The sequence below is a fragment of the Undibacterium sp. 14-3-2 genome (assembly GCF_016595265.1).
Lineage (GTDB): Bacteria > Pseudomonadota > Gammaproteobacteria > Burkholderiales > Burkholderiaceae_D > Undibacterium > Undibacterium aquatile.
Map to the genome: position 1 here is coordinate 88805 of NZ_JAENGS010000003.1, position 22502 is coordinate 111306.

At 50.4% G+C, this 22502-nt stretch carries 23 protein-coding genes; all 23 read right to left on the minus strand.

Features of this window, described 5'->3' with window-relative positions; genetic code table 11:
- Positions 1–12 precede the first annotated feature (12 nt).
- Positions 13–360: a phosphoribosyl-ATP diphosphatase gene (locus Undi14_RS08305; RefSeq protein WP_200179416.1), complete on the minus strand. Its 348-nt coding sequence runs from the start codon at positions 358–360 to the stop codon at positions 13–15.
- Positions 357–758, minus strand: a complete 402-nt coding sequence (hisI, locus tag Undi14_RS08310) for a phosphoribosyl-AMP cyclohydrolase (protein WP_186884513.1) — start codon at positions 756–758, stop codon at positions 357–359. Before hisI ends, Undi14_RS08305 begins: the two co-directional genes overlap by 4 nt.
- Positions 755–1519, minus strand: a complete 765-nt coding sequence (hisF, locus tag Undi14_RS08315) for an imidazole glycerol phosphate synthase subunit HisF (RefSeq protein ID WP_186884512.1) — start codon at positions 1517–1519, stop codon at positions 755–757. Before hisF ends, hisI begins: the two co-directional genes overlap by 4 nt.
- Positions 1516–2310 (minus strand): 1-(5-phosphoribosyl)-5-[(5-phosphoribosylamino)methylideneamino]imidazole-4-carboxamide isomerase, encoded by a 795-nt coding sequence (gene hisA / locus Undi14_RS08320; RefSeq protein ID WP_186897758.1) that lies wholly within the window; start codon positions 2308–2310, stop codon positions 1516–1518. Before hisA ends, hisF begins: the two co-directional genes overlap by 4 nt.
- 122 nt (positions 2311–2432) lie before the next feature.
- Positions 2433–3071 (minus strand): imidazole glycerol phosphate synthase subunit HisH, encoded by a 639-nt coding sequence (gene hisH, locus Undi14_RS08325; RefSeq protein WP_186884510.1) that lies wholly within the window; start codon positions 3069–3071, stop codon positions 2433–2435.
- A gap of 45 nt (positions 3072–3116) precedes the next feature.
- Positions 3117–3734, minus strand: coding sequence for an imidazoleglycerol-phosphate dehydratase HisB (hisB, locus tag Undi14_RS08330; protein ID WP_186897756.1), 618 nt, complete (start codon positions 3732–3734; stop codon positions 3117–3119).
- Positions 3731–4810 carry a histidinol-phosphate transaminase gene (gene hisC / locus Undi14_RS08335; RefSeq protein WP_200179916.1) on the minus strand — a complete coding sequence of 360 codons (1080 nt, stop codon included), beginning with the start codon at positions 4808–4810 and terminating at the stop codon, positions 3731–3733. Before hisC ends, hisB begins: the two co-directional genes overlap by 4 nt.
- A 102-nt stretch (positions 4811–4912) precedes the next feature.
- Entirely contained in the window at positions 4913–5677 is a 765-nt protein-coding gene (locus tag Undi14_RS08340) for a site-specific DNA-methyltransferase (RefSeq protein ID WP_200179417.1), read from the minus strand.
- A gap of 21 nt (positions 5678–5698) precedes the next feature.
- Complete coding sequence (gene hisD / locus Undi14_RS08345; protein WP_370589919.1) at positions 5699–7021, minus strand: histidinol dehydrogenase; 1323 nt, start codon at positions 7019–7021, stop codon at positions 5699–5701.
- A 15-nt stretch (positions 7022–7036) separates the two neighbouring features.
- Positions 7037–7690, minus strand: a complete 654-nt coding sequence (gene hisG, locus Undi14_RS08350; protein WP_186884506.1) for an ATP phosphoribosyltransferase — start codon at positions 7688–7690, stop codon at positions 7037–7039.
- The gene (gene murA / locus Undi14_RS08355) at positions 7690–8940 is read right to left on the minus strand and encodes a UDP-N-acetylglucosamine 1-carboxyvinyltransferase (protein ID WP_200179421.1); all 1251 of its coding nucleotides are present in this window, start codon (positions 8938–8940) and stop codon (positions 7690–7692) included. Before murA ends, hisG begins: the two co-directional genes overlap by 1 nt.
- Positions 8940–9176, minus strand: coding sequence for a BolA family protein (locus Undi14_RS08360; RefSeq protein ID WP_186884504.1), 237 nt, complete (start codon positions 9174–9176; stop codon positions 8940–8942). Before Undi14_RS08360 ends, murA begins: the two co-directional genes overlap by 1 nt.
- A gap of 60 nt (positions 9177–9236) precedes the next feature.
- The gene (locus Undi14_RS08365; protein ID WP_200179918.1) at positions 9237–9992 is read right to left on the minus strand and encodes an ABC transporter permease; all 756 of its coding nucleotides are present in this window, start codon (positions 9990–9992) and stop codon (positions 9237–9239) included.
- A gap of 5 nt (positions 9993–9997) precedes the next feature.
- The gene (locus tag Undi14_RS08370) at positions 9998–10918 is read right to left on the minus strand and encodes an ABC transporter ATP-binding protein (protein WP_200179423.1); all 921 of its coding nucleotides are present in this window, start codon (positions 10916–10918) and stop codon (positions 9998–10000) included.
- 149 nt (positions 10919–11067) lie between these two features.
- A complete protein-coding gene (locus tag Undi14_RS08375) occupies positions 11068–11415 on the minus strand; it encodes a lipid asymmetry maintenance protein MlaB (RefSeq protein WP_370589931.1) in 348 nt (115 codons plus the stop codon).
- Positions 11363–12013: a phospholipid-binding protein MlaC gene (locus tag Undi14_RS08380; protein WP_200179426.1), complete on the minus strand. Its 651-nt coding sequence runs from the start codon at positions 12011–12013 to the stop codon at positions 11363–11365. Before Undi14_RS08380 ends, Undi14_RS08375 begins: the two co-directional genes overlap by 53 nt.
- 109 nt (positions 12014–12122) lie before the next feature.
- Positions 12123–12893 (minus strand): VacJ family lipoprotein, encoded by a 771-nt coding sequence (locus tag Undi14_RS08385; protein WP_370589920.1) that lies wholly within the window; start codon positions 12891–12893, stop codon positions 12123–12125.
- The gene (gene mlaD, locus Undi14_RS08390; protein ID WP_186884500.1) at positions 12890–13366 is read right to left on the minus strand and encodes an outer membrane lipid asymmetry maintenance protein MlaD; all 477 of its coding nucleotides are present in this window, start codon (positions 13364–13366) and stop codon (positions 12890–12892) included. The genes Undi14_RS08385 and mlaD overlap by 4 nt, the downstream gene beginning before the upstream one ends.
- 132 nt (positions 13367–13498) lie before the next feature.
- Positions 13499–14269, minus strand: coding sequence for a lipid asymmetry maintenance ABC transporter permease subunit MlaE (gene mlaE, locus Undi14_RS08395; RefSeq protein WP_222610808.1), 771 nt, complete (start codon positions 14267–14269; stop codon positions 13499–13501).
- On the minus strand, positions 14266–15069 hold the full coding sequence (locus Undi14_RS08400; protein WP_186884499.1) for an ABC transporter ATP-binding protein: 804 nt from the start codon (positions 15067–15069) through the stop codon (positions 14266–14268). Before Undi14_RS08400 ends, mlaE begins: the two co-directional genes overlap by 4 nt.
- Positions 15070–15354: 285 nt before the next feature.
- A complete protein-coding gene (locus Undi14_RS08405; RefSeq protein WP_186897749.1) occupies positions 15355–16818 on the minus strand; it encodes a glutamate synthase subunit beta in 1464 nt (487 codons plus the stop codon).
- 90 nt (positions 16819–16908) lie between these two features.
- Complete coding sequence (locus Undi14_RS08410; protein ID WP_200179427.1) at positions 16909–21597, minus strand: glutamate synthase-related protein; 4689 nt, start codon at positions 21595–21597, stop codon at positions 16909–16911.
- 184 nt (positions 21598–21781) lie between these two features.
- A complete protein-coding gene (locus Undi14_RS08415) occupies positions 21782–22486 on the minus strand; it encodes a transposase (RefSeq protein WP_186884496.1) in 705 nt (234 codons plus the stop codon).
- Between the last annotated feature and the right edge of the window lie 16 nt (positions 22487–22502).

Genomic DNA, 22502 nt, shown 5'->3' on the forward strand with positions numbered 1-22502 from the left:
AAGCCGCAAGTCTTACTCCTGACGTGCGGCCTTTTCTTCGATACCGGAGATGCCCTCGCGCCTTGCCAGCTCATCTAATACTTGCTGAGGGCGCAAATCATACTGGGCCAACATGACAAGCGAATGAAACCATAAGTCAGCACATTCGTATAACACTTTGCTGGTATCTCCAGAGACACGCGCATCTTTTGCAGCCATCACAGTTTCGGTTGCTTCTTCGCCGATTTTTTTCAAAATTGCATCGTCGCCTTTGGAAAACAAACGCGCGACATACGATTTATCAGGGTCGCCGCCATTGGCCAGTTTGCGACTTTCAATAATCTCTGCCAAACGTTCCAGCACTTGTACTTGTGTACTCATTTATAAATACTCTCAGGGTCTTTCAATACCGGATCCACTGCCTGCCAATCACCTTCATTCAGGCTGCCTTCAAATTTCTGAAAAAAACAAGAATGACGCCCGGTGTGACAGGCAATGCTGTCTGCCTGCTCAACTTTAATCAGCACCACGTCCTGATCACAATCGAGGCGGATTTCTTTTACTTTCTGCACATGACCGGACTCCTCGCCCTTATGCCATAATTTTTTACGTGAACGGCTCCAGTAAACGGCTTCGCCGATCTCAACTGTTTTGCTTAACGCATCGCGGTTCATCCAGGCAAACATCAACACGTCGTTACTGCTCGCCTCTTGTGCGATCACGGGTACCAGCCCCTGATCATCCCACTTCACTTTGTTTAACCACGTCGCGGCACTCATACCAACCTCATAGGAATATTTTGCGCTGCCATGAATTGCTTCGCTTCTCCGACCGTGTGATGGCCGTAATGGAAAATGCTGGCAGCCAATACCGCATCTGCACCACCGACTTTGATACCGTCAGCAAGATCCTGCAAACCACCGACACCACCAGAAGCGATTACCGGAATGGACACCGCGTCAGATACAGCACGGGTCAGGCCGAGATCAAAACCGGAACGGGTACCATCTTTATCCATGCTAGTCAGAAGAATTTCACCGGCACCAAGACGCGCCATATTTTGTGCCCACTCTACCGCATCCAGACCGGTTGCATTGCGGCCGCCGTGGGTGAACACTTCCCATTTTCCCGGTGCGACATTCTTTGCGTCAATCGCGACCACGATACATTGTGAGCCATATTTATGCGCTGCATCTGCCACCAATTGCGGATTGGTCACCGCAGACGTATTGATCCCAACCTTGTCGGCACCCGCATTCAGCAAGCGTCGCACATCGGCAACCGTGCGCACGCCACCGCCAACCGTCAGAGGAATGAAAACCTGCGATGCCACCGCTTCGATAATCGGCAATATCAGATCACGCCCATCAGATGATGCGGTGATATCGAGGAAAGTAATTTCATCGGCACCCTGCGCATCGTAACGACGGGCAATCTCCACCGGATCACCGGCATCGCGCAGCTCTTGAAAATTAATGCCTTTGACGACGCGACCTGCGGTCACATCCAGACAAGGAATAATGCGTTTAGCTAATGTCATTCAGCGTCTTCTTCATCCAAAAGCGGCTCACCACTGAGTTCGTCAGCCCGATCCTGTGCCGAGGCGAGATCCAGCGTGCCTTCGTAAATAGAGCGGCCACAGATAACGCCCTCAATACCTTCATCCTGTACCGCGCACAGGGCTTCCACATCGGCGAGATTATGTACACCGCCGGAAGCAATGACCGGAATGCTGACTGCCTGCGCTAGTCTGACTGTCGCTTCAATATTGACGCCGCCCATCATGCCATCACGACCGATGTCGGTATAGATGATGGATTCCACGCCGTAATCTTCAAATTTTTTCGCCAGATCAATCACTTCGTGACCCGATAATTTACTCCAGCCATCGGTCGCCACCTTACCGTCTTTGGCATCGATGCCGACGATAATCTGACCTGGAAATGCGCTGCAGGCATCCGCCAGAAAGCCGGGGTTACGCACCGCTGCCGTGCCGATGATGATGTAAGACAGGCCGCCATCAAGATAGCGTTCTATCGTATCGAGATCACGGATACCGCCGCCGAGCTGAACCGGGATTTCCTCAGTGCCGGTTTCTTCGGCATATTCCCGCACCGCTTTCAGAATAGATTTCACCGCGCCTTCGTTTTTCGGCTTACCGGCAAAAGCGCCATTCAGATCAACCAGATGCAGACGACGTGCTCCTTGTTTCAGCCAGTGACGGGCAGTTTCAGCCGGGTCTTCGGAGAACACGGTGGCTTGTTCCATATCACCTTGTTTCAGGCGTACACAGTGACCATCTTTCAGGTCGATAGCAGGGATGAGCAACATGATGTTAAAGAAATTAAGGTGTCGGTATCAGACAAAAAGAGACAAAAAAGAAACGAAAGTACAACAGAAAATCAGACTATCCGGCAAAGCACAAAGCAACAACATTTCGCCCGATCAGAGACTCAGGGATTCCAGTGAACAAAGTTCTTATACAACTGCAAGCCGGCATGCGCACTCTTTTCAGGGTGAAATTGCGTCGCAAAAATATTATCGCGGGCAACGGCACAGGCGAAGAGCTGACCATAATCTGTCATACCCACAATATGCTCCGCATTGTCAGGCTGTGCATAATAGCTATGCACAAAATAAAAATATTCCTGATCGGGTATATCTTGCCACAAAGCGTGAGACCGAGATTGCTGCACACGATTCCAGCCCATCTGCGGCACTTTAAAACGCGAACCATCGGCTTGCAGCTGACCATCCAGATCAAAGCGTACAACCTTGCCCGGCAATAGTCCCAGACCAGGCGTATTGCCTTCTTCACTCAGATCAAACAACATTTGCTCGCCAACACACACGCCGAACAAGGGTTTGTTACGGCTGGCATTGAGTACAGCTTCCTGCACACCGGAATCACGCAGACTGCTCATGCAGTCGGGCATCGCGCCCTGTCCTGGTAACACGATGCGGTCAGCACTCTGAATATCGGCCACCTCACCCGAAATCAATACATTCGCTTCAGGTGCAACGGCACGCAGGGCTTGCGCTACTGAGCGCAAATTTCCCATACCGTAATCAACAACAACAATTTTATTCATAATGATCGCCCGACTGTCGCCGGGATCGGGATACGACTGACAATATTAAAGACAACCTTTGGTCGACGGAATCATACCGGCGGCACGCGGGTCCAGCTCGATGGCCATCCGTAATGCACGGCCAAACGCCTTGAACACGGTTTCGCATTGATGATGCGAATTATCGCCACGCAAATTATCGATATGCAGCGTAACCAGCGCGTGATTCACGAAACCCTGAAAAAACTCACGCGTCAGATCAACGTCAAACTGACCTATCATCGCACGGGTGAAAGGAATGTGATATTCCAGCCCGGGACGACCGGAAAAATCCACCACCACCCGCGACAATGCTTCATCCAGTGGCACATAAGCGTGACCATAGCGACGGATGCCTTTTTTGTCGCCGACCGCCTGCGCGAATGCCTGACCCAGCGTAATACCGACATCTTCGACGGTATGGTGCGCATCGATGTGCAGATCGCCGACCGCTTCTATCTCAAGATCGATCAATCCGTGACGGGCGATCTGATCAAGCATGTGATCCAGAAACGGCACGCCGGTATTGAGCTTTTGCTGACCGGTGCCATCGAGATTGATCGCGACACGGATTTGCGTTTCATTGGTATTGCGTGATACCGCCGCAATGCGCGGCTGATATTCATTTTGCGTTGGCTTATTCATTTTGATGTCAGAGATGCTGCAAGCGCAGCCATAAAAAGAGCATTTTCTTCCTGAGTGCTGACGGTGATGCGCAGACAGTTCTCAAGCAGAGAGTGCATTTTACCTACATTTTTGACTAAAATTTTGTGATCCAACAATTTAGCAAAGACTTGTTCAGCATTCGCCACACGGATCAGCAGGAAATTCGCAGCCGAGGGGAAAACCTGCACGCCGGGCAAGGCACTTAATGCCATTGCCAATTGGCTACGCTGCGCGCGTAATTCGGCTGCCTGCGCATCCAGCACTTCGACCCGCTGTAACACAAATTCTGCCGCCGCCTGCGTCAGCACATTGATATTGTATGGCGGGCGCACTTTTTCAAATTCATGCATCAGCGCGTTATTGCCTGCCATATAACCAAGACGTATGCCAGCCAGACCTAATTTTGACACCGTGCGCATGACCACCAGATTGTCGAATTCCGCCAGACGCGGCATGAAACTCGACGGCGCAAAAGGCTGATACGCTTCATCCACCACCACCACGCCGCTGTCGCCAACGGCATGCGCAATGGCAACGATATCGTCGGCATCATACAAAGTGCCGGTAGGATTATTCGGATACGCAAGATAAGTGATCGCCGGGCGGTGCGTGCGGATGGCGGCCAGCATCGCGGCAGTATCGAGTGTCAAATCAGCCTGCAGCGGCACGCCGATGAATTCCAGACCGGCAAATTTCGCTGACATCGCATACATCACAAATCCGGGTACCGGCGCCAGCACTTTCGCGCCCGGTTTGGCGCATGCCACCGAGATCATGGCGATCAGCTCATCGGAACCGTTGCCGAGCACAATCTCGCGATCAGCGGGCACGCCCAGCTTGTCGGCGATCAACTGCTTCAGGCTGGAATATGATGGCACCGGATAGCGATTCAGCGCCACCTGCGCCAGATGCTGCGCCAGCGCCTGCTGCATTTCTGCTGACAACAGATAAGGATTTTCCATCGCATCGAGTTTCAGCAAACCTGCCGCATCGGGCACGTGGTAAGCCGCTAAACTGCTGATTTCCGGGCGGATAATATCCGTGATACTCACTATATACTCCAGGCAGTATGTTCGATTAGCACCAAAACATCCGCTATTTAATTAGGTTGTACGAGACGTTGTTCATATACTCCCCCAAAACTGCACGCCAGAGAGTTATACGGGATGCGCCTGAGCGAGGCGTTTTTGTATCATCTCGCAATAATCAGGATTCAGTTCAAAACCAACGAAATCGCGCCCGCAACGTTGTGCGGCGACAGCGGTGGTGCCGCTGCCCATAAATGGATCAAGGACGATGCCGCCGGGTGGGCAGGATGCCTTGATCATGCGTTCGATAATTTCTAAGGGTTTTTGCGTCGGATGTTCTTCACGCTCGGCATGTTCACGATGCAGACGCGAAACGCTCCACACATCTTTGGGGTTAAAGCCCAGTTCCAGCCATTTGGCACCTTCAAAAATCTTACGACTGCGGGCTTTTTTGGTCGCCGCGTCATACGGAATGCGGATCGCATCCAGATCAAAATAATAATCCCGCGCTTTGACAAAGAAACCGATGGTGTCATGCACAGAAGAATATTTACGTACCGTTCCGCCCATCGATGGCACACGCCGGTCCCAGATGATTTCATTCATCATGCTCATGCGCTGTTTGAGCATCACGAACACTTCCGGAGAATAACGCCAGGTCAGAAAAATATACAGACTGCCATTCGCCTTGAGCTTGGGTAAGGCCAGATCGACCCATGCGGTCATCCAGTCAAGGTAGGCGGCGGCTTCCATTTTGTCGGAGTCGTTGCCGTAATCCTTGCCCAGACCATACGGCGGATCGGCCAGCAACAAATCAACGCTGGCATCGGGCAGACGCGCCAGCCCTTGCAGCGCGTCCTCGCAAAATATCTGATTCCGCCAATCGGCTGCCATGCTAGGAATTCATGTCGAAAGTCACTTCAGGCGGAATTCGGCACTACGCGCGTGGGCTTGCAAACCTTCGCCATAAGCGAGCTCGGCGGCCACTTTGCCCAGCGTCTGCGCACCTTGTTCACTGACATGAATCATGGATGAGCGCTTCTGGAAATCATACACACCCAGCGGCGATGAAAAGCGCGCGGTGCGGGATGTCGGCAACACATGATTCGGGCCCGCGCAATAATCGCCTAAGGCTTCCGACGAATAGCGACCGAGGAACATCGCACCGGCGTGGCGGATTTTGTCTGCCCATTGCTGCGGCTGTTCAGCCGAAATTTCCAGATGTTCTGCGGCGATGCTATTCGCAATCGCACAGGCTTCGTCCATGTCACGTACTTTAATCAGCGCACCGCGATTCGCCAGCGAAGTGCGGATGACTTCCTGACGCGGCATCTCCGGCAGCAAGCGGGCGATGCTGGCCAACACCGCTTCGATATATGCCGCATCGGGGCACAATAAAATCGACTGTGCAAGTTCGTCATGTTCAGCCTGCGAAAATAAATCCATCGCGACCCAATCCGGATTCGTCGTGCCATCGCACAACACCAGAATTTCTGATGGACCAGCGATCATGTCGATACCCACCGTACCAAACACGCGGCGCTTTGCCGCCGCGACATAAGCGTTACCTGGCCCGACTATCTTATCGACTTGCGGAATCGTCACGGTGCCATACGCCAGCGCACCGACTGCCTGCGCGCCGCCGATGGTGAAGACTCTGTCGACACCGGCAATCGCCGCTGCCGCCAGCACCAGCGGATTCTTTACACCATCAGGGGTCGGCACCACCATGATGATCTCCTGCACACCGGCAACCTTGGCAGGAATCGCATTCATCAATACCGATGAAGGGTAAGCCGCCTTACCGCCGGGCACATAGATGCCGACGCGATCGAGTGGCGTGACCTTCTGACCGAGCACAGTGCCGTCTGCTTCGATATAGCTGAAGCCTTCGGAGCCGCATTCTTTCTTTTGTATTTCGTGATACGCACGCACCCGTTGTGCTGCAGTTTCCAGCGCATGGCGACGTTCGGCACTGAGTGAATTCAGCGCATCCTGCATCTCTTGCTGCGACAATTCCAGCGCCGCGACACTGTCCGCACTGAGGCGGTCAAAACGATTGGTCGCGTCCAGCACAGCACGGTCACCTTGCGCTTTCACGCTGGCTAAAATTTGTGCGGCAGCACGATCAATCGCTTCATCTTCACTCGCTTCAAAAGCCAGCAAGGCAGAGAGCTTTGCGGAAAAATCTGCCTCAGTTGAGTCCAGCCGGGTAATCAGGGATGCGGGGGATGCCATGCTCATTCTCTTTAATTATGCTTTTAAACTGGTGGCGCGCTCGAAAGCTTCAAGTATCGGTTGCAAACGTTCACGCTTCAATTTCAATGCTGCCTGATTGACTACCAGACGCGAGGAAATATCCATGATGTGTTCGACTTCAACCAGATTATTCGCGCGCAGAGTGCTGCCGGTGCTGACCAGATCGACAATCGCATCCGACAGACCAACCAGCGGCGCGAGCTCCATAGAACCATACAGCTTGATCAGATCGACGTGCACACCTTTGCTGGCAAAATGCTCGCGTGCAGTTTCGGTGTACTTGGTTGCCACGCGCAGACGAGCGCCCTGATGTACAGCGCTCTGATAATCAAATCCGGCCGAGACAGCCACCGACATGCGGCATTTTGCAATGTTCAGATCAATCGGCTGATACAAACCTTCGCCGCCATGTTCGTGCAACACGTCTTTACCGGCAACGCCGAAATCAGCAGCGCCATACTGCACATACGTCGGCACATCGGAAGCGCGGACAATGATCACGCGCACACCCGGATCATTCGTTGCCAGAATCAGCTTACGGGATTTCTCCGGATCTTCGGTCACGCGAATGCCGGCAGCTTCCAGCAGAGGCAGGGTTTCTTCAAAAATCCGCCCTTTGGATAAAGCCAGAGTGAGTTGTGCAGTCATTACTTAAGCCTTTGTATTTGTGCGCCAACCGCCGACAATTTCACTTCCATGCGGTCGTAACCACGGTCGAGGTGATAAATCCGGTCTATCAGTGTTTCGCCTTCCGCTGCCATGCCGGCAATCACCAGCGATGCTGAAGCGCGTAAATCGGTTGCCATGACCGGCGCGCCGACAAGTTTATCGACGCCATTGATGAGCGCGGTATGTCCATCGATTTCAATTTTTGCGCCAAGACGATTCATCTCCTGCACATGCATGAAACGATTTTCAAAAATTGTTTCTGTGACGCGGCTACTGCCGGACGCAACACAATCGAGCGCCATGAATTGCGCCTGCATATCGGTAGGGAAACCCGGATATTCGGTGGTACGGAAGCTGACAGCTTTAGGACGGCTGCTCATTTGCGCACGTATCCAGTCCGGGCCGGTCGTCAGAACGACGCCAGCTTCACGCAACTTATCGAGTGCCACATCAAGAATATCGCTACGGGTATTTTTCAAGGTGATATCGCCACCCGTTGCCGCCACTGCACACAGGAAAGTCGCGGTCTCAATGCGATCCGCGATCACGGTATGGGCAGCGCCATGCAAACTATCGCAACCCTGTATCACCAGTCTATCAGTGCCTATGCCTTCGATCTTCGCTCCCATTGCCACCAGAAGATTCGCCAGATCGGTCACTTCCGGTTCACGCGCGGCGTTTTCCAGCACAGTCTCGCCTTCCGCCAGCGTCGCTGCCATCAGCAGATTTTCGGTACCAGTCACGGTAATCATATCGGTCACGATACGCGCACCTTTGAGGCGCTTGGCTTTGGCATGGATATAACCAGCTTCAATCGTGATCTCGGCACCCATCGCACGCAAGCCTTTGATATGCTGATCCACCGGGCGCGAACCAATCGCACAACCGCCCGGCAATGAGACTTTCGCTTCACCGAAACGCGCCAGTAAAGGGCCGAGTACCAGTATCGAGGCACGCATGGTTTTCACCATGTCGTAAGGTGCTTCGAGTTTATCAATACCCTGCCCATTCATTGTGGTGACGCCATTTTCCTGCGTGACGCGCAAACCCATCTGACGCAGCAATTTCAGCATGGTGTTGACATCCTGCAGCGATGGAACATTGCTCAGTACGACATCATCGGCACTCAGCAAACCTGCGCACAGAATCGGTAACGCGGCATTTTTTGCTCCGGAGATAACGATGTCTCCGTTCAGGCGGTGTCCGCCGGTAATCAGTAATTTATCCATTATGCCTGGTACTCTTCAGGTGTCAGTGTTTTCATCGACAAAGCATGAATTTCTTCACGCATACGATCACCCAGAACCGCGTAGACGATCTGGTGACGTTGTATCGGACGTTTGCCAGCGAATGCGGTGGAAACGATGACGGCATTAAAGTGCTGACCATCACCTTCAACTTCCAGATGGCTGCATTCAAGACCAGCAGCAATGTAGTTTTTAATTTGTTCAGGGGTAGGAAACACGGCGTATATCTCTTTCAAACTCAATTAGTAACACGCTGAAGGACTGATACCTGGCATCAATCAATCACGCAACTTATAACCACGCTTCAGCATCTGCACCGCAATCGCTGACAGTAAAACAAAGAAAACAGAAACAATCGCTAAACTATACAACGGTGCCACGTCTGATTTACCGAAGAAACCAAACCGGAACCCATCGATCATGTAAAAGAATGGATTAAAGTGCGATACGGTTTGCCAGAACGGCGGCAAGGAATGTATCGAATAAAACACGCCGGATAAAAACGTCGCCGGCATGATTAAAAAATTCTGGAATGCAGCAAGCTGATCGAATTTTTCTGCCCAGATGCCGGCGATCAGCCCCATCGTTCCCAGCATCGCCGCGCCCAGCAACGCAAACAGAGCAATCCACCCTGGCGCTTCAAAATGCAGGTCAGTGAACCACACCGTCACAATAAACACACCCGCACCGACTGCGACACCACGTAATATCGCCGCCAGTACATAACCACCAAAAAGCTCCCAGTGCGATAAAGGCGGCAACAATACAAACACCAGATTGCCGGTGATTTTCGACTGTATCAGTGACGACGATGAATTCGCAAAAGCATTTTGCAACACACTCATCATCACCAATCCTGGCACCAGAAATGCGGTGTAACGCACACCCGGATACACCTGCACATGCGCATCCAGCACATGGCCGAAAATCAGCAAATACAACAACGCGGTCATGATAGGCGCTGTGATCGTTTGCGTTGCGACTTTCCAGAAACGCAGTACTTCTTTGTAAAACAGGGTGTTAAAACCGGTCATATTACTCATTGCTTGCCCTCCATAATTTGCAGGAAGACATCTTCCAGATCGGCTTGCAACAATTGCATATCCTCAATCACACATCCACCCATGCGCAGCTCACCTAAGATTCCTTCAACCTGACCATAGTCGGTGACACGTAAAGCAAACTGACGTGGGTCGGCCAGGGTTTCATGGCTGATAATCTTGTCGCGTAACGTTACAGGTAAAGCCGTATTACCGGATGCTGCCAGTGTTACCCGCAGTTGCGATCCTGAGATGCGCTTAATCAGCGCAGCGGTGCTGTCGAGGGCGACAACCTTACCCAATTTCAGCATCGCGATACGATTGCATAAGGCCTGCGCTTCTTCGAGATAATGTGTGGTCAGCACGATGGTGTGACCTTCGCGGTTCAGACGCGCAATGAATTGCCACAAAGTCTGACGCAATTCAACGTCAACGCCTGCCGTTGGCTCATCAAGCACGATTACGGGCGGCTTGTGCACAAGCGCCTGCGCAACCAGCACGCGGCGCTTCATGCCACCCGACAAAGCGCGCATATTGGTATCGGCCTTGTTGGTCAGATCAAGGTTTTCCATAACCTCATCTATCCATTTATCGTTGTTTCTGAGGCCGAAATAACCGGACTGCATACGCAAGGTTTCGCGTACAGTAAAAAATGGATCAAAAACTAATTCTTGCGGTACGACGCCCAGATTCCTGCGCGCATTCCTGTAGTCGCTGACAACGTCATGTCCTTGCACCGTGACATTACCGGCATCGGCGCGATTCAGGCCAGCGATGATAGAAATCAATGTCGTTTTACCCGCACCATTTGGCCCGAGCAGGCCGAAAAATTCGCCTTCTTCGATAGAAAGCGACACGCCGCCCAGAGCTTGCAAAGACTGGTAGCGTTTTTGAATATTACTAATTTGTATGGCGGCCATCTGGCATGCTTGCACTTACGTGCGTAAGAGAAATCGGATACGGAGAAAATTCAAGAGTTCACCCGCTGGGCGAACCCTTGATTATAGGGGATTTTCAGCATGGAGGCTGAAACTGCGTGCAGGAAACCGACGCATTCCCAGGGTGAGCGTCAATGTCGCTCGGAGGATGGGGTAATAAACTGCTCACTCAGACCGTAAAGCCTGATCAAACTGATCAGGCTTGCTGGCAACGCATGAAATTGCAGAGTTTGCTTTTTTGCCAGAGCCTGTCGCTGCCATTCAATCATAACGGCAACGGCAGCAGAATCTATCCGCTCCAGGCCAGACAAGTCGAAGTCGGACTGTCCCTGCGATATGGCAACATTCCCTTCTGCCAGCGCGGTACGGGCATTTTTCTGAGAAAGTTCGCCTGCTAGTTTGTACACAATAAATCCTTCGTCAGACTTATTTGGATGCCGCTTTGATTGGTGCAGATGCGAGTTTTTTATTTTTTTCAGTCAAAGTTTTGATCAGACCATCAATGCCAGACTTGCTGATTTCAGCAGAAAAACTGCCTTTATATGTTTCTACCAACCATGCACCCAGTACGTTGATGTCATAGATTTTCCAGCCTGCTGGCAATTTTTCAAGACGATAATTTAACTGGATAGGCTCGCCACGGGTTTGAATAATCTGCGAACGGACTTCTACTTCCGTATCTTCCGGTGCAGCACGAAGCGGCTTGAATTCAACGCGTTGGTCTTTAATCTGAGCGATAGCGCCAGAGTAAGTAAATACCAACAAAGTACGGAATTCGTTAATCAGTTGCTTCTGCTGTTCCGGTGTCGCCTCTCTCCAGCTTTTACCTGCCGCCAGCGAAGTCATGCGCTGAAAATCGATGTAAGGCAAAATTTTGCTGTCGACCAGGTCATAAACACGCTTTTGATTGCCGGCCTGAATTTCTTTGTCCGCTTTCGCCAGATCAATAATTTCAAGACTGATGCGTTTGACCAACTGATCAGGTGCTTCCTGAGCAGCAGCGGCGGCAAAACCGCTGTTGGCAAATGCCAGAGTGGCAAACATCGTTAATAAAAATCGGGTCATGATTGTTTTCATTTCTTTATCCTTCATATCCATCTGATTGCGACGTCTGTGTCGCCAGTTAACTCATCGGGGCGTTGATGGGTTGACTGTTGTTATATTGTTTTACAAATCCCTACGGGAATTAATCCTCTTCCGGAGCGATCTGACTGGCGCGACGCTGCAAATATGCATCACGGATAAACACATATTTATCCAGAGCAGCTTCCTCTATCAGCGAACCGGCGTCCAGCACGGATGCGCGGGCATCAACCAGACGCACTCCAGTACCGATATTGCGAACATAAACAGGCTCTTTATACGACCACAGGTTACCTTTCATGTCGACCGGCGTTGCCAACGCATCACGCACGGTAGACGAACCCAATAGTGGTAAGACCAGATAAGGCCCCGAACGGACACCCCAGCGACCTAGCGTCTGACCGAAATCTTCGCGGTGTTTAGGCAGACCTGCCGGCGAAGCGATATCAAGTAAACCAGCCAGACCAAATGTTGAGTTAAACGCAAAACGCATTACGTCGGAGCTACCTTCAGCAACTTTGCCTTGCAACAGATTGTTGACCGCATTCCAGACATCGCCGATATTGCTGAAAAAGTTACCGACACCGGTCTGAACAAACGATGGCGTCACATCGCGATACGTTTGCGCGACCGGTTTCAATACCGCCTGATCCAGCGAATCATTGAAATTGAACATTGCGCGATTAAACCCCTCGAGAGGATCGCGTGGATTTTTACCGATATTGGTTTTGGTACTGATCACGTCCAGCGTACGGTCAGCTTTGTCTTTGATTTTATCGACTGAGACGGTGCTGCAACCTGTCAGCAACACAGTCATGCTCAGTACCAGTAAGGCGCAAAAGCGCGCGTTTAACTGCTTGAATGTATTTTTCATTTTTTCTCTTCCGCATTGCTGTCTGCGGCTTTACTGAAAAGAAACTGACTGATCAGATTTTCCAGAACGACCGCTGACTGCGTCATTTTTATCCTGTCACCGGCAACCAGATTCGCGGTGTCACCACCGGCTTCCAGGCCAATATATTGCTCACCCAATAATCCTGCCGTCAGAATCTTGGCAGATGTATCTTTCGGAAACTTATAGCGTGTTTCTAATTGCAGTATCACCGTTGCCTGAAAGGTTTTATCGTCAAATCTGACTTCCGAAACCCGTCCGACGACGACACCGGCACTTTTTACTGCAGCGCGTGGTTTTAATCCGCCGATATTGTCAAAACGCGTTACCACTTCATACGTTTTCTCTAGTGAAAGCGAACTCATATTGCCAGCTTTCAATGCCAGAAATAGTAAAGCGGCGGCACCTAGTAAAACAAAAAGTCCAACCCAGAAGTCCAGAGATTTTTTTTGCATCATCAATCCTTACCTATTTCAAACTCCCGTATATCAGGGAGTATCTGCATTTATTCTTAATTTGCCGTTTATTTAAAAAGACTTCCGCCGCACAGATGCACATACTCCCCCGGAGTATGTGCAAGGCCACGTTTATTGGAACATCCAGGCTGTCATCAGGAAATCCAGCCACAACACCAGCAAAGAGGAAATCACAACGGTACGCGTTGTTGCTCTGGCCACCCCTTCCGGTGTTGGCTGCGCTTCATAGCCCTGAAATAAAGCCACAAACGTCACAGCAAAACCAAAGACGATGCTTTTCAATACACCGTTACCGATATCCTGACCGATTTCCACACCGGCCTGCATCTGCGACCAGAACGCGCCGTTATCCACGCCGATCAACTGGACGCCAACGATATATCCGCCAATCACACCCATGGCATTGAAAATGGCAGTCAGAATCGGCAAGGAAATCAAACCAGCAATAAAACGCGGCGCTAATACCCTTTGTATCGGATTAACTGCCATCATTTCCATCGCAGCCAGTTGCTCACCCGCCTTCATCAATCCAATTTCTGCTGTCAGAGAAGTACCGGCCCGACCAGCAAATAACAAGGCAGCGACAACCGGACCAAGTTCACGCACCAGAGAAATTGTCACCAGCAAACCAAGTGATTCACCTGAGCCGAAGCGGTTTAAGGTGTAATAGCCCTGATAACCAAGCACAAATCCGACAAACAAACCGGATACTGCAATAATGACCAACGAATAATTACCAATGAAATGAATCTGATCGGTAATCAGGCGCGGCCGCCGCCACAAACCAAAGCCGCTGAACAAAATTGAGAAAAAGCTGCGCGTGGCATACCCCAGATCACTGGACATTCCGCGCGTCCACTTACCGACAGATTCAATGATCATAATGCTCCTTTCAGACCCAGATCATCCAGCAAAGTTTTGCCGGGATAATGGAAAGGTACGGGACCATCCGCCTGGGCATGTACGAACTGTCTGACATACGGATCTTCCGATGCCATCATCTGCTCAGGCGTGCCATCAGCCACGATTTTTCCCTGTGACAGGAAGTAAATGTAGTCTGCAATCGCAAACGATTCATGAACATCGTGTGAGACCAGTATTGATGTAGACCCCAAGGCATCATTCAAGTTCCGGATCAGATTTGCGGCCACGCCCATAGAAATCGGATCAAGCCCAGCAAACGGCTCGTCGTACATCATTAGCTGCGGATCCAGAGCAACCGCCCGCGCAAGCGCAACCCGGCGCGCCATACCGCCGGAAATTTCTGCCGGCATCAGATATGCAGCATTTCTCAATCCGACTGCTTCGAGTTTGAGCATCACCAGGTCGCGTATCATCGCTTCGCTCAAATCCGTATGCTCGCGCATCGGGAAAGCGACATTATCAAAGACGCTCAGATCGGTGAATAATGCGCCGTGCTGAAACAACATACCCATTTTACGCCGCATCGCATAGAGATCATCACTGGCAAGATCCTGCACGTGCTGACCATTGACGCTGACACTGCCACGCTGCGGACGAATTTGTCCGCCTATCAAACGCAGGATAGTGGTTTTACCGGAGCCGGAGCCCCCCATGACGGCAATCACTTTACCGCGCGGGAAGTCCATATGAAGTCCGGATAAAATTGTCCGTTCTCCATATCCGAAATGAACATCGCGAATTTCAACGAGATTTGACACAACGAGGGATTAAGTTTTGCAAAGGCTAGATTGTAATGCAGAACTGGAAATGAAGTTGTATCGGCAAGTATAAGCAAAAAAATAACAAATTAATTATTATTTGAAATGGCAATCATTTTTTGAATTAAATTCCGAAATAGCATTTAAATCAATATTTAATTCAAAATCGAGAATAAATTAAGATAAAAATTAATGAATTTGAAGTCATTAATTTTAAAAATTTGACTGGATTCATCAAAAAAACTGACTGATTTCTCCTTTTTCAAGAGAAATCAGTCGTTTTTATCAGCGTGGAAGGACGGACTCGCCCATCAGAAACGCATCGACTTCGCGCGCACATTGACGCCCTTCGCGGATAGCCCAGACCACTAATGACTGCCCGCGACGCATATCGCCTGCAGCATACACTTTCGGTACATTGGTTTTGTAGCAGGCATCGCCCTCGGTGGTCGCTTTAGCATTACCGCGTGCGTCTTTATCAACACCAAACGCATCCAGCACCTGCTGCACTGGTGAGACAAAGCCCATTGCCAGCAACACCAGATCGGCTTTCATTTCAAACTCGGAATCGGCAACTTCCTGCATTTTGCCGTCTTTCCATTCAACGCGACAGGCGATCAGTTTTTCAACTTTGCCACCTTTGCCTTCAAGACGCTTGGTCGCAACCGCCCAGTCACGCTCGCAACCCTCTTCGTGAGAAGATGATGTACGCAACTTCGTTGGCCAGTATGGCCACACCAGAGGTTTATTTTCTTGCTCCGGCGGTTGTGGCATTAATTCAAATTGCGTCACAGATTTAGCGCCATGACGATTCGAGGTGCCGACGCAATCTGAACCAGTGTCACCACCACCGATGACAACCACATGCTTACCGGTCGCCAGAATCTGATCTTTCACTTTGTCACCAGCATTAACCTTATTTTGCACTGGCAAAAAGTCCATTGCAAAATGCACACCTTTGAGTTCACGCCCTGGTACCGGCAGATCACGCGGAGTTTCTGCACCACCGGCGATAATCACTGCATCGAAATCTTTTTGCAGCTGTTCCGGTGACATCGTTTCTTTCGACCAGTTGGTCACTGTGGCAGGAAAATCTTTACCGACGAAGACGCCGGTACGGAAAGTAACACCTTCCGCTTTCATTTGCTCGACACGGCGATCAATATGGGATTTTTCCATTTTGAAGTCAGGAATACCGTAGCGCAATAAGCCACCAACACGGTCATTTTTTTCAAACACGGTGACATCGTGCCCGACACGTGCGAGTTGTTGTGCGGCCGCCAACCCGGCAGGACCAGAGCCGACAACCGCAATTTTCTTACCAGTTTTAACACTGGAAATCTGCGGTACTACCCAGTTATTTTCCCAGCCTTTATCAATGATGAAATGCTCAATCGATTTAATTCCAACGGCATCATTATTGATACCCAAAGTACACGCGGATTCGCAAGGTGCCGGGCAGATGCGTCCGGTAAATTCCGGGAAATTATTGGTTGAATGCAGGACTTCCAGAGCTTGCTGATAATTTCCGTGATACACCAGATCATTCCAGTCAGGGATGATGTTATTCACAGGGCAACCGTTATTACAAAACGGAATGCCGCAATCCATGCAGCGGGCCGCTTGCGTCTTTGCCTGGGCATCGCCCAGATGGACTAAAAACTCTTTGTAGTGTTTTTTACGTGATTGTGGTGCTTCGCTTGCTTCCTGCAAGCGCTGATATTCCATGAAGCCGGTGACTTTACCCATTTTTTAACCTCAATATCGTTACGGGCTGTTGCCCTATCTATCGTGAATCACACAAGAGCAGGCACCCCGGCAAGGGGTACCTCATCTCAACTACGCGACGACTTTGTCTTTTTCATTGGCAGCGTTTCTGGCTGCGTACATCTCAGCCAGCGCGCGCTTGTACTCCGTCGGGAATACTTTGACGAACTTAGCGCGGCTGCTTGCCCAGTTATCCAACAAGTTACGGGCACGGGTACTACCAGTGTGTTTGAAATGACGCTCAATCAGCTGACGCAAAATCGCCTCATCTGTATCACCTTCACCGCCACGCAACATACTGTGCCAGATCGATTTATCGATTGAAGTCGCCTGAATATCGCCTGCCAGCACAGGTTCCAGGGTCACCATAGACATATTGCATTTACTTTCAAACGTTCCTTCCGGGTCATAGACATACGCAATACCACCAGACATACCTGCAGCAAAGTTACGTCCAGTGTTGCCCAACACGACAACCGTACCGCCAGTCATGTATTCGCAACCATGATCGCCAGTTCCTTCCACCACAGTAACCGCGCCTGAATTACGTACAGCGAAACGTTCACCAGCGACGCCATTAATAAACGCCTCACCGGAGATTGCACCGTACAACACGGTATTGCCGCAAATAATGTTATCGACCGCCCAGCCACGGAACTCGGTATTCGGACGAATGATGATGCGACCACCAGATAAACCTTTACCGACATAGTCATTGCCTTCACCGACCAGATCGAGCGTCACACCATGCGCGAGGAATGCTCCGGCAGATTGTCCTGCCGTTCCTTGCAACTGAATATGGATAGTGTCGTCTGGCAAGCCAGTATGACCATATTTCTTCGCCACTTCACCGGACAGCATCGCACCGACAGTACGATTCAGATTCTTCACCGGAGAAATGAAAGAAACTTTCTCACCAGTTTCCAGCGCATGTTTTGCCTGCGCAATCAGTTTGTTATCAAGCGCTTTTTCGAGGCCATGATCCTGCACATCAACATGGCGAATTGCTGCACCATCTGCCAGTTCAGGCTGATGGAAGATACGGCTGAAATCCAGACCTTTGGCTTTCCAGTGCGATACGGCTTTGGATTTATCCAACAGGTCAACCCGCCCGATCAGCTCATCGTAAGTACGCACACCCAGTTGCGCCATGATCTGACGTAATTCTTCAGCAACAAAGAAGAAATAGTTCACGACATATTCGGGCTTACCTGAGAATTTCGCCCGCAGTACCGGATCTTGTGTTGCGACGCCGACAGGGCAGGTATTCAGGTGACACTTACGCATCATGATGCAACCTTCCACAACCAACGGCGCAGTTGCGAATCCGATTTCATCCGCACCCAGCATCGCAGCGATTGCAACGTCACGCCCAGTTTTCATCTGACCGTCTGCCTGTACACGTACGCGTCCACGCAAGCCATTGAGTACCAGCGTTTGCTGGGTTTCGGACAAACCGAGTTCCCACGGTGTGCCAGCATGTTTGATCGATGACAACGGTGAAGCGCCGGTACCACCATCATGACCCGCGATCACCAGATGATCTGCCTTGGCTTTCGACACACCAGCGGCAATCGTACCGACACCCACTTCAGATACCAGCTTGACGGAAATTGATGCATATGGATTGACGTTTTTCAGGTCATGAATCAACTGCGCCAGATCTTCAATCGAGTAAATATCATGGTGTGGAGGCGGAGAAATCAAGCCTACGCCTGGTACTGAGAAGCGCAATTTCGCAATGTACTCAGATACTTTATGACCAGGTAACTGCCCGCCTTCACCCGGCTTCGCACCTTGCGCCATCTTGATCTGTATCTGATCAGCCGATGTCAGGTATTCCGCAGTCACACCAAAACGACCGGATGCGACCTGTTTAATACGGGAGCGCAGGGAGTCGCCATCCTGCAAAGGGATATCCACTTCTATCTGTTCTTTACCAATCACCGAAGCGAGTGTTGCACCCTGCTTGATAGGTATTCCTTTAAGCTCTTGCTGATAACGCGCAGGATCCTCACCGCCCTCGCCGGTATTTGATTTGCCGCCGATGCGGTTCATCGCCACCGCCAGCGTTGCATGCGCCTCGGTGCTGATGGAACCGAGAGACATCGCTCCAGTCGCAAAACGTTTAACGATTTCTTTTGCTGGCTCGACCTGCTCTACAGGAATCGCTTTGGATGGGTCTATTTTGAATTCGAACAGGCCACGTAAAGTCATGTGGCGTTTCGACTGATCATTGATGATCTGCGCGTATTCTTTGTAAGAATTGTAGTTATTCGCGCGGGTCGAGTGCTGCAGTTTTGCAATCGCATCCGGCGTCCACATATGGTCTTCACCACGGACACGGTACGCATATTCACCACCGGCATCGAGTGCAGTGGCTAATACCGGATCTTTGCCAAACGCCAGTTTATGCAGGCGCAGTGCTTCTTCTGCTACTTCGAAAACACCTATACCTTCGACATTCGACGCTGTGCCTTTGAAGTATTTGTCAACCAGAGATTTATTCAGGCCGATCGCTTCAAAAATCTGCGCACCGCAGTAGGACATATAGGTAGAGATGCCCATTTTGGACATCACTTTCATCAAGCCCTTACCAATCGCTTTGGTGTAGTTGTAAATGGCTTTTTCTGCCGACAAATCGCCGGACAAATCTTTCGCCATATCGGCCAGCGTCTGCATCGCCAGATACGGATGTACCGCTTCTGCGCCATATCCTGCAAGCAAAGCAAAGTGATGAGTTTCACGAGCGGAGCCAGTTTCGACGACCAGACCGGTTGTGGTACGCAAGCCTTTGCTGACCAAGTGCTGATGAACGGTAGAAGTTGCCAGCAATGCTGGAATCGCCACAAAATCAGCATTCATTTTGCGGTCGGTGATGATCATGATGTTATGACCGGATTTCACCGCATCGACCACTTCTGCGCAGATAGAAGCGAGACGAGCTTCAATACCATCTTTGCCCCAGGCGATCGGATAACAGATATCCAATTCATACGATTTGAACTTACCACCGGTATTTGCGCTGATGTTGCGCAATTTGGCGATATCCGCGAAATCCAATACCGGCTGCGAAACTTCTAAACGCATCGGCGGATTGATGTTATTCGTATCGAGTAAGTTAGGTTTAGGCCCAATAAACGATACCAGCGACATCACCATCGCTTCGCGGATAGGATCGATAGGTGGATTTGTTACCTGAGCAAACAGCTGTTTGAAATAGTTATAGAGCGGCTTGAGCTTGTTCGACATCACGGCCAATGAGGAATCATTCCCCATAGAACCGATGGCCTCTTCACCGTTGGTCGCCATCGGTGCCATGAGGAACTTGATATCTTCTTGCGTATAACCAAAGGCTTGCTGGCGATCCAGCAAAGTGGCGGCTTCCGGCGCAACGTCCAGCTCAGCATTCAGGCTGCTGAGTTTAATGCGGACAGATTGTATCCACTGCTTATAGGGTTTCGCGTTGGCGTAGGTATCTTTGATTTCTTTGTCATCGATGATGCGACCCGCTTCCAGATCGATCAGGAACATTTTTCCTGGCTGTAAGCGCCACTTCTGAATAATTTTTGATTCAGGAATAGGCAATACGCCAGATTCCGACGCCATCACTACGAGATCATCATCGGTTACGATATAACGGGCAGGACGTAAGCCATTACGATCGAGCGTACCGCCGATCTGACGACCATCGGTGAACGCCATCGCGGCTGGGCCATCCCATGGTTCCATCATTGCAGCGTGGTATTCGTAGAATGCGCGGCGATTGTCGTCCATCAGAGTGTGATTTTCCCATGCTTCAGGAATCATCATCATCATTGCCTGTGCGATCGGATAACCTGCCATGACCAGCAATTCAAGCGCATTATCAAAGCTCGCGGTATCGGATTGACCTTCAAAAATCAACGGGTAGAGCTTTTGCAAATCATCGCCCAGTACGGCAGATTTCATCACCCCTTCGCGTGCGCGCATCCAGTTGAAGTTACCTTTGACAGTATTGATTTCGCCATTGTGCGCAATCATGCGGTATGGGTGAGCCAGCGGCCATTCCGGGAAAGTGTTGGTAGAAAACCGTTGATGCACCAAAGCCAGCGCAGAAACACAGCGCTCATCTTGCAAATCTTTGTAATAAACGCCAACCTGATCTGCCAGCAACAGACCTTTGTATACAATCGTACGTGCCGACATCGACGGTACGAAATATTCTTTGCCATGCAGCAAATGCAGCGCTTCAATCGCGTGCACCGCAGATTTGCGGATAACGTACAGCTTGCGCTCGAGTGCGTCAGTCACCATGATGTCCGCGCCGCGTCCGATGAATATCTGGCGGATGACCGGCTCTTTGTCACGCACAGTTGGCGACATCGGCATCTCGCGGTCAACCGGAACATCGCGCCATCCCAATACTACCTGACCTTCTGCCCTGACTGCCCGCTCGATTTCCTGTTCACAAGCCAGACGGGACGCATGTTCTTTTGGCAAAAAAATCATACCAACGCCATACTCACCTGGCGGCGGCAACTGAATGTTCTGTTTTGCCATTTCCTCACGATAATACTGATCTGGAATCTGAATCAGGATACCAGCACCATCGCCCATTAAAGGATCGGCACCGACGGCACCACGATGGTCAAGATTTTTCAGGATCAGCAAACCCTGTTCGACAATAGCGTGATTTTTCTTGCCTTTAATGTGTGCAATAAAACCGACGCCACAGGCATCATGTTCATTGGATGGGTCGTATAAACCTTGGGCATGCATAGCGATCTCCAGATGGAAAAATTGAAAGTCTGGTGATGAGAATAGTGCAGCGCAAAAGAAAGTTCAATCTAAATAATTAGGGTCAGAGATGAATAAAATAAGAATTAAATTAACCTGTTTTTTAATAGGGTCAGAGTAATTTAATTCAAATTTTTATCTTGATTCGCGTCGACTTCACACAACGTCAGTCTATCGGGGCCTTTGGCATTTTTCTTGGTCGTCCACGCTTCGCCGGAGCGACGCGCCGCTCAGTCAACTTGCTGATTTCTTTCTGAAACGATGCGGATCCCAGCAACCATCCTTTTTGCACAGCATTGTCTAACTGTGCCATATCCGCGACAGATAAGGATTGGCTCATCATTTCCTTGTAATTTGCTTCCCGTTGAAAGGGTGTATTTCCCAAAGCCCAAAATATGGGGTGATCTGATACCAGAGGATCTGTCCTCTGTCCGATATGATGCTGGTAACTTGACCACGGATACTCACTCGCATCGGTAACCAATCCACTACGCAGGGGGCTGCCCTCCACATACAAACTGCACTGCAGGAAATGCCGCTCTGCCTCCAACACGGTCGCTTTATATCGTCCCTGCCACAGACTCCCGGATCGCTGATATTTCCGGTTGAAATAAGGTACGTAGTAACGCCCCACCCATTGCATAAATTTACTCAAACCCTGTTCATCTGAGGGTGTCAGTAAAAGATGAAAATGATCCGGCATCAATATATAAGCGTGGATCGCAACTTGAAACTGCTTTGCCGCCTGCGCAAGCCAACTCAAAAAAGTCGTGTAATCCTCGTTATCCCTGAATAACAGTATCCCTTCATGGCTTCGCTGTAATACGTGATGCAAAGTCTGAGGAATTACTAAACGGGGAAGCCTTGCCATAACAATTATCTGTGCT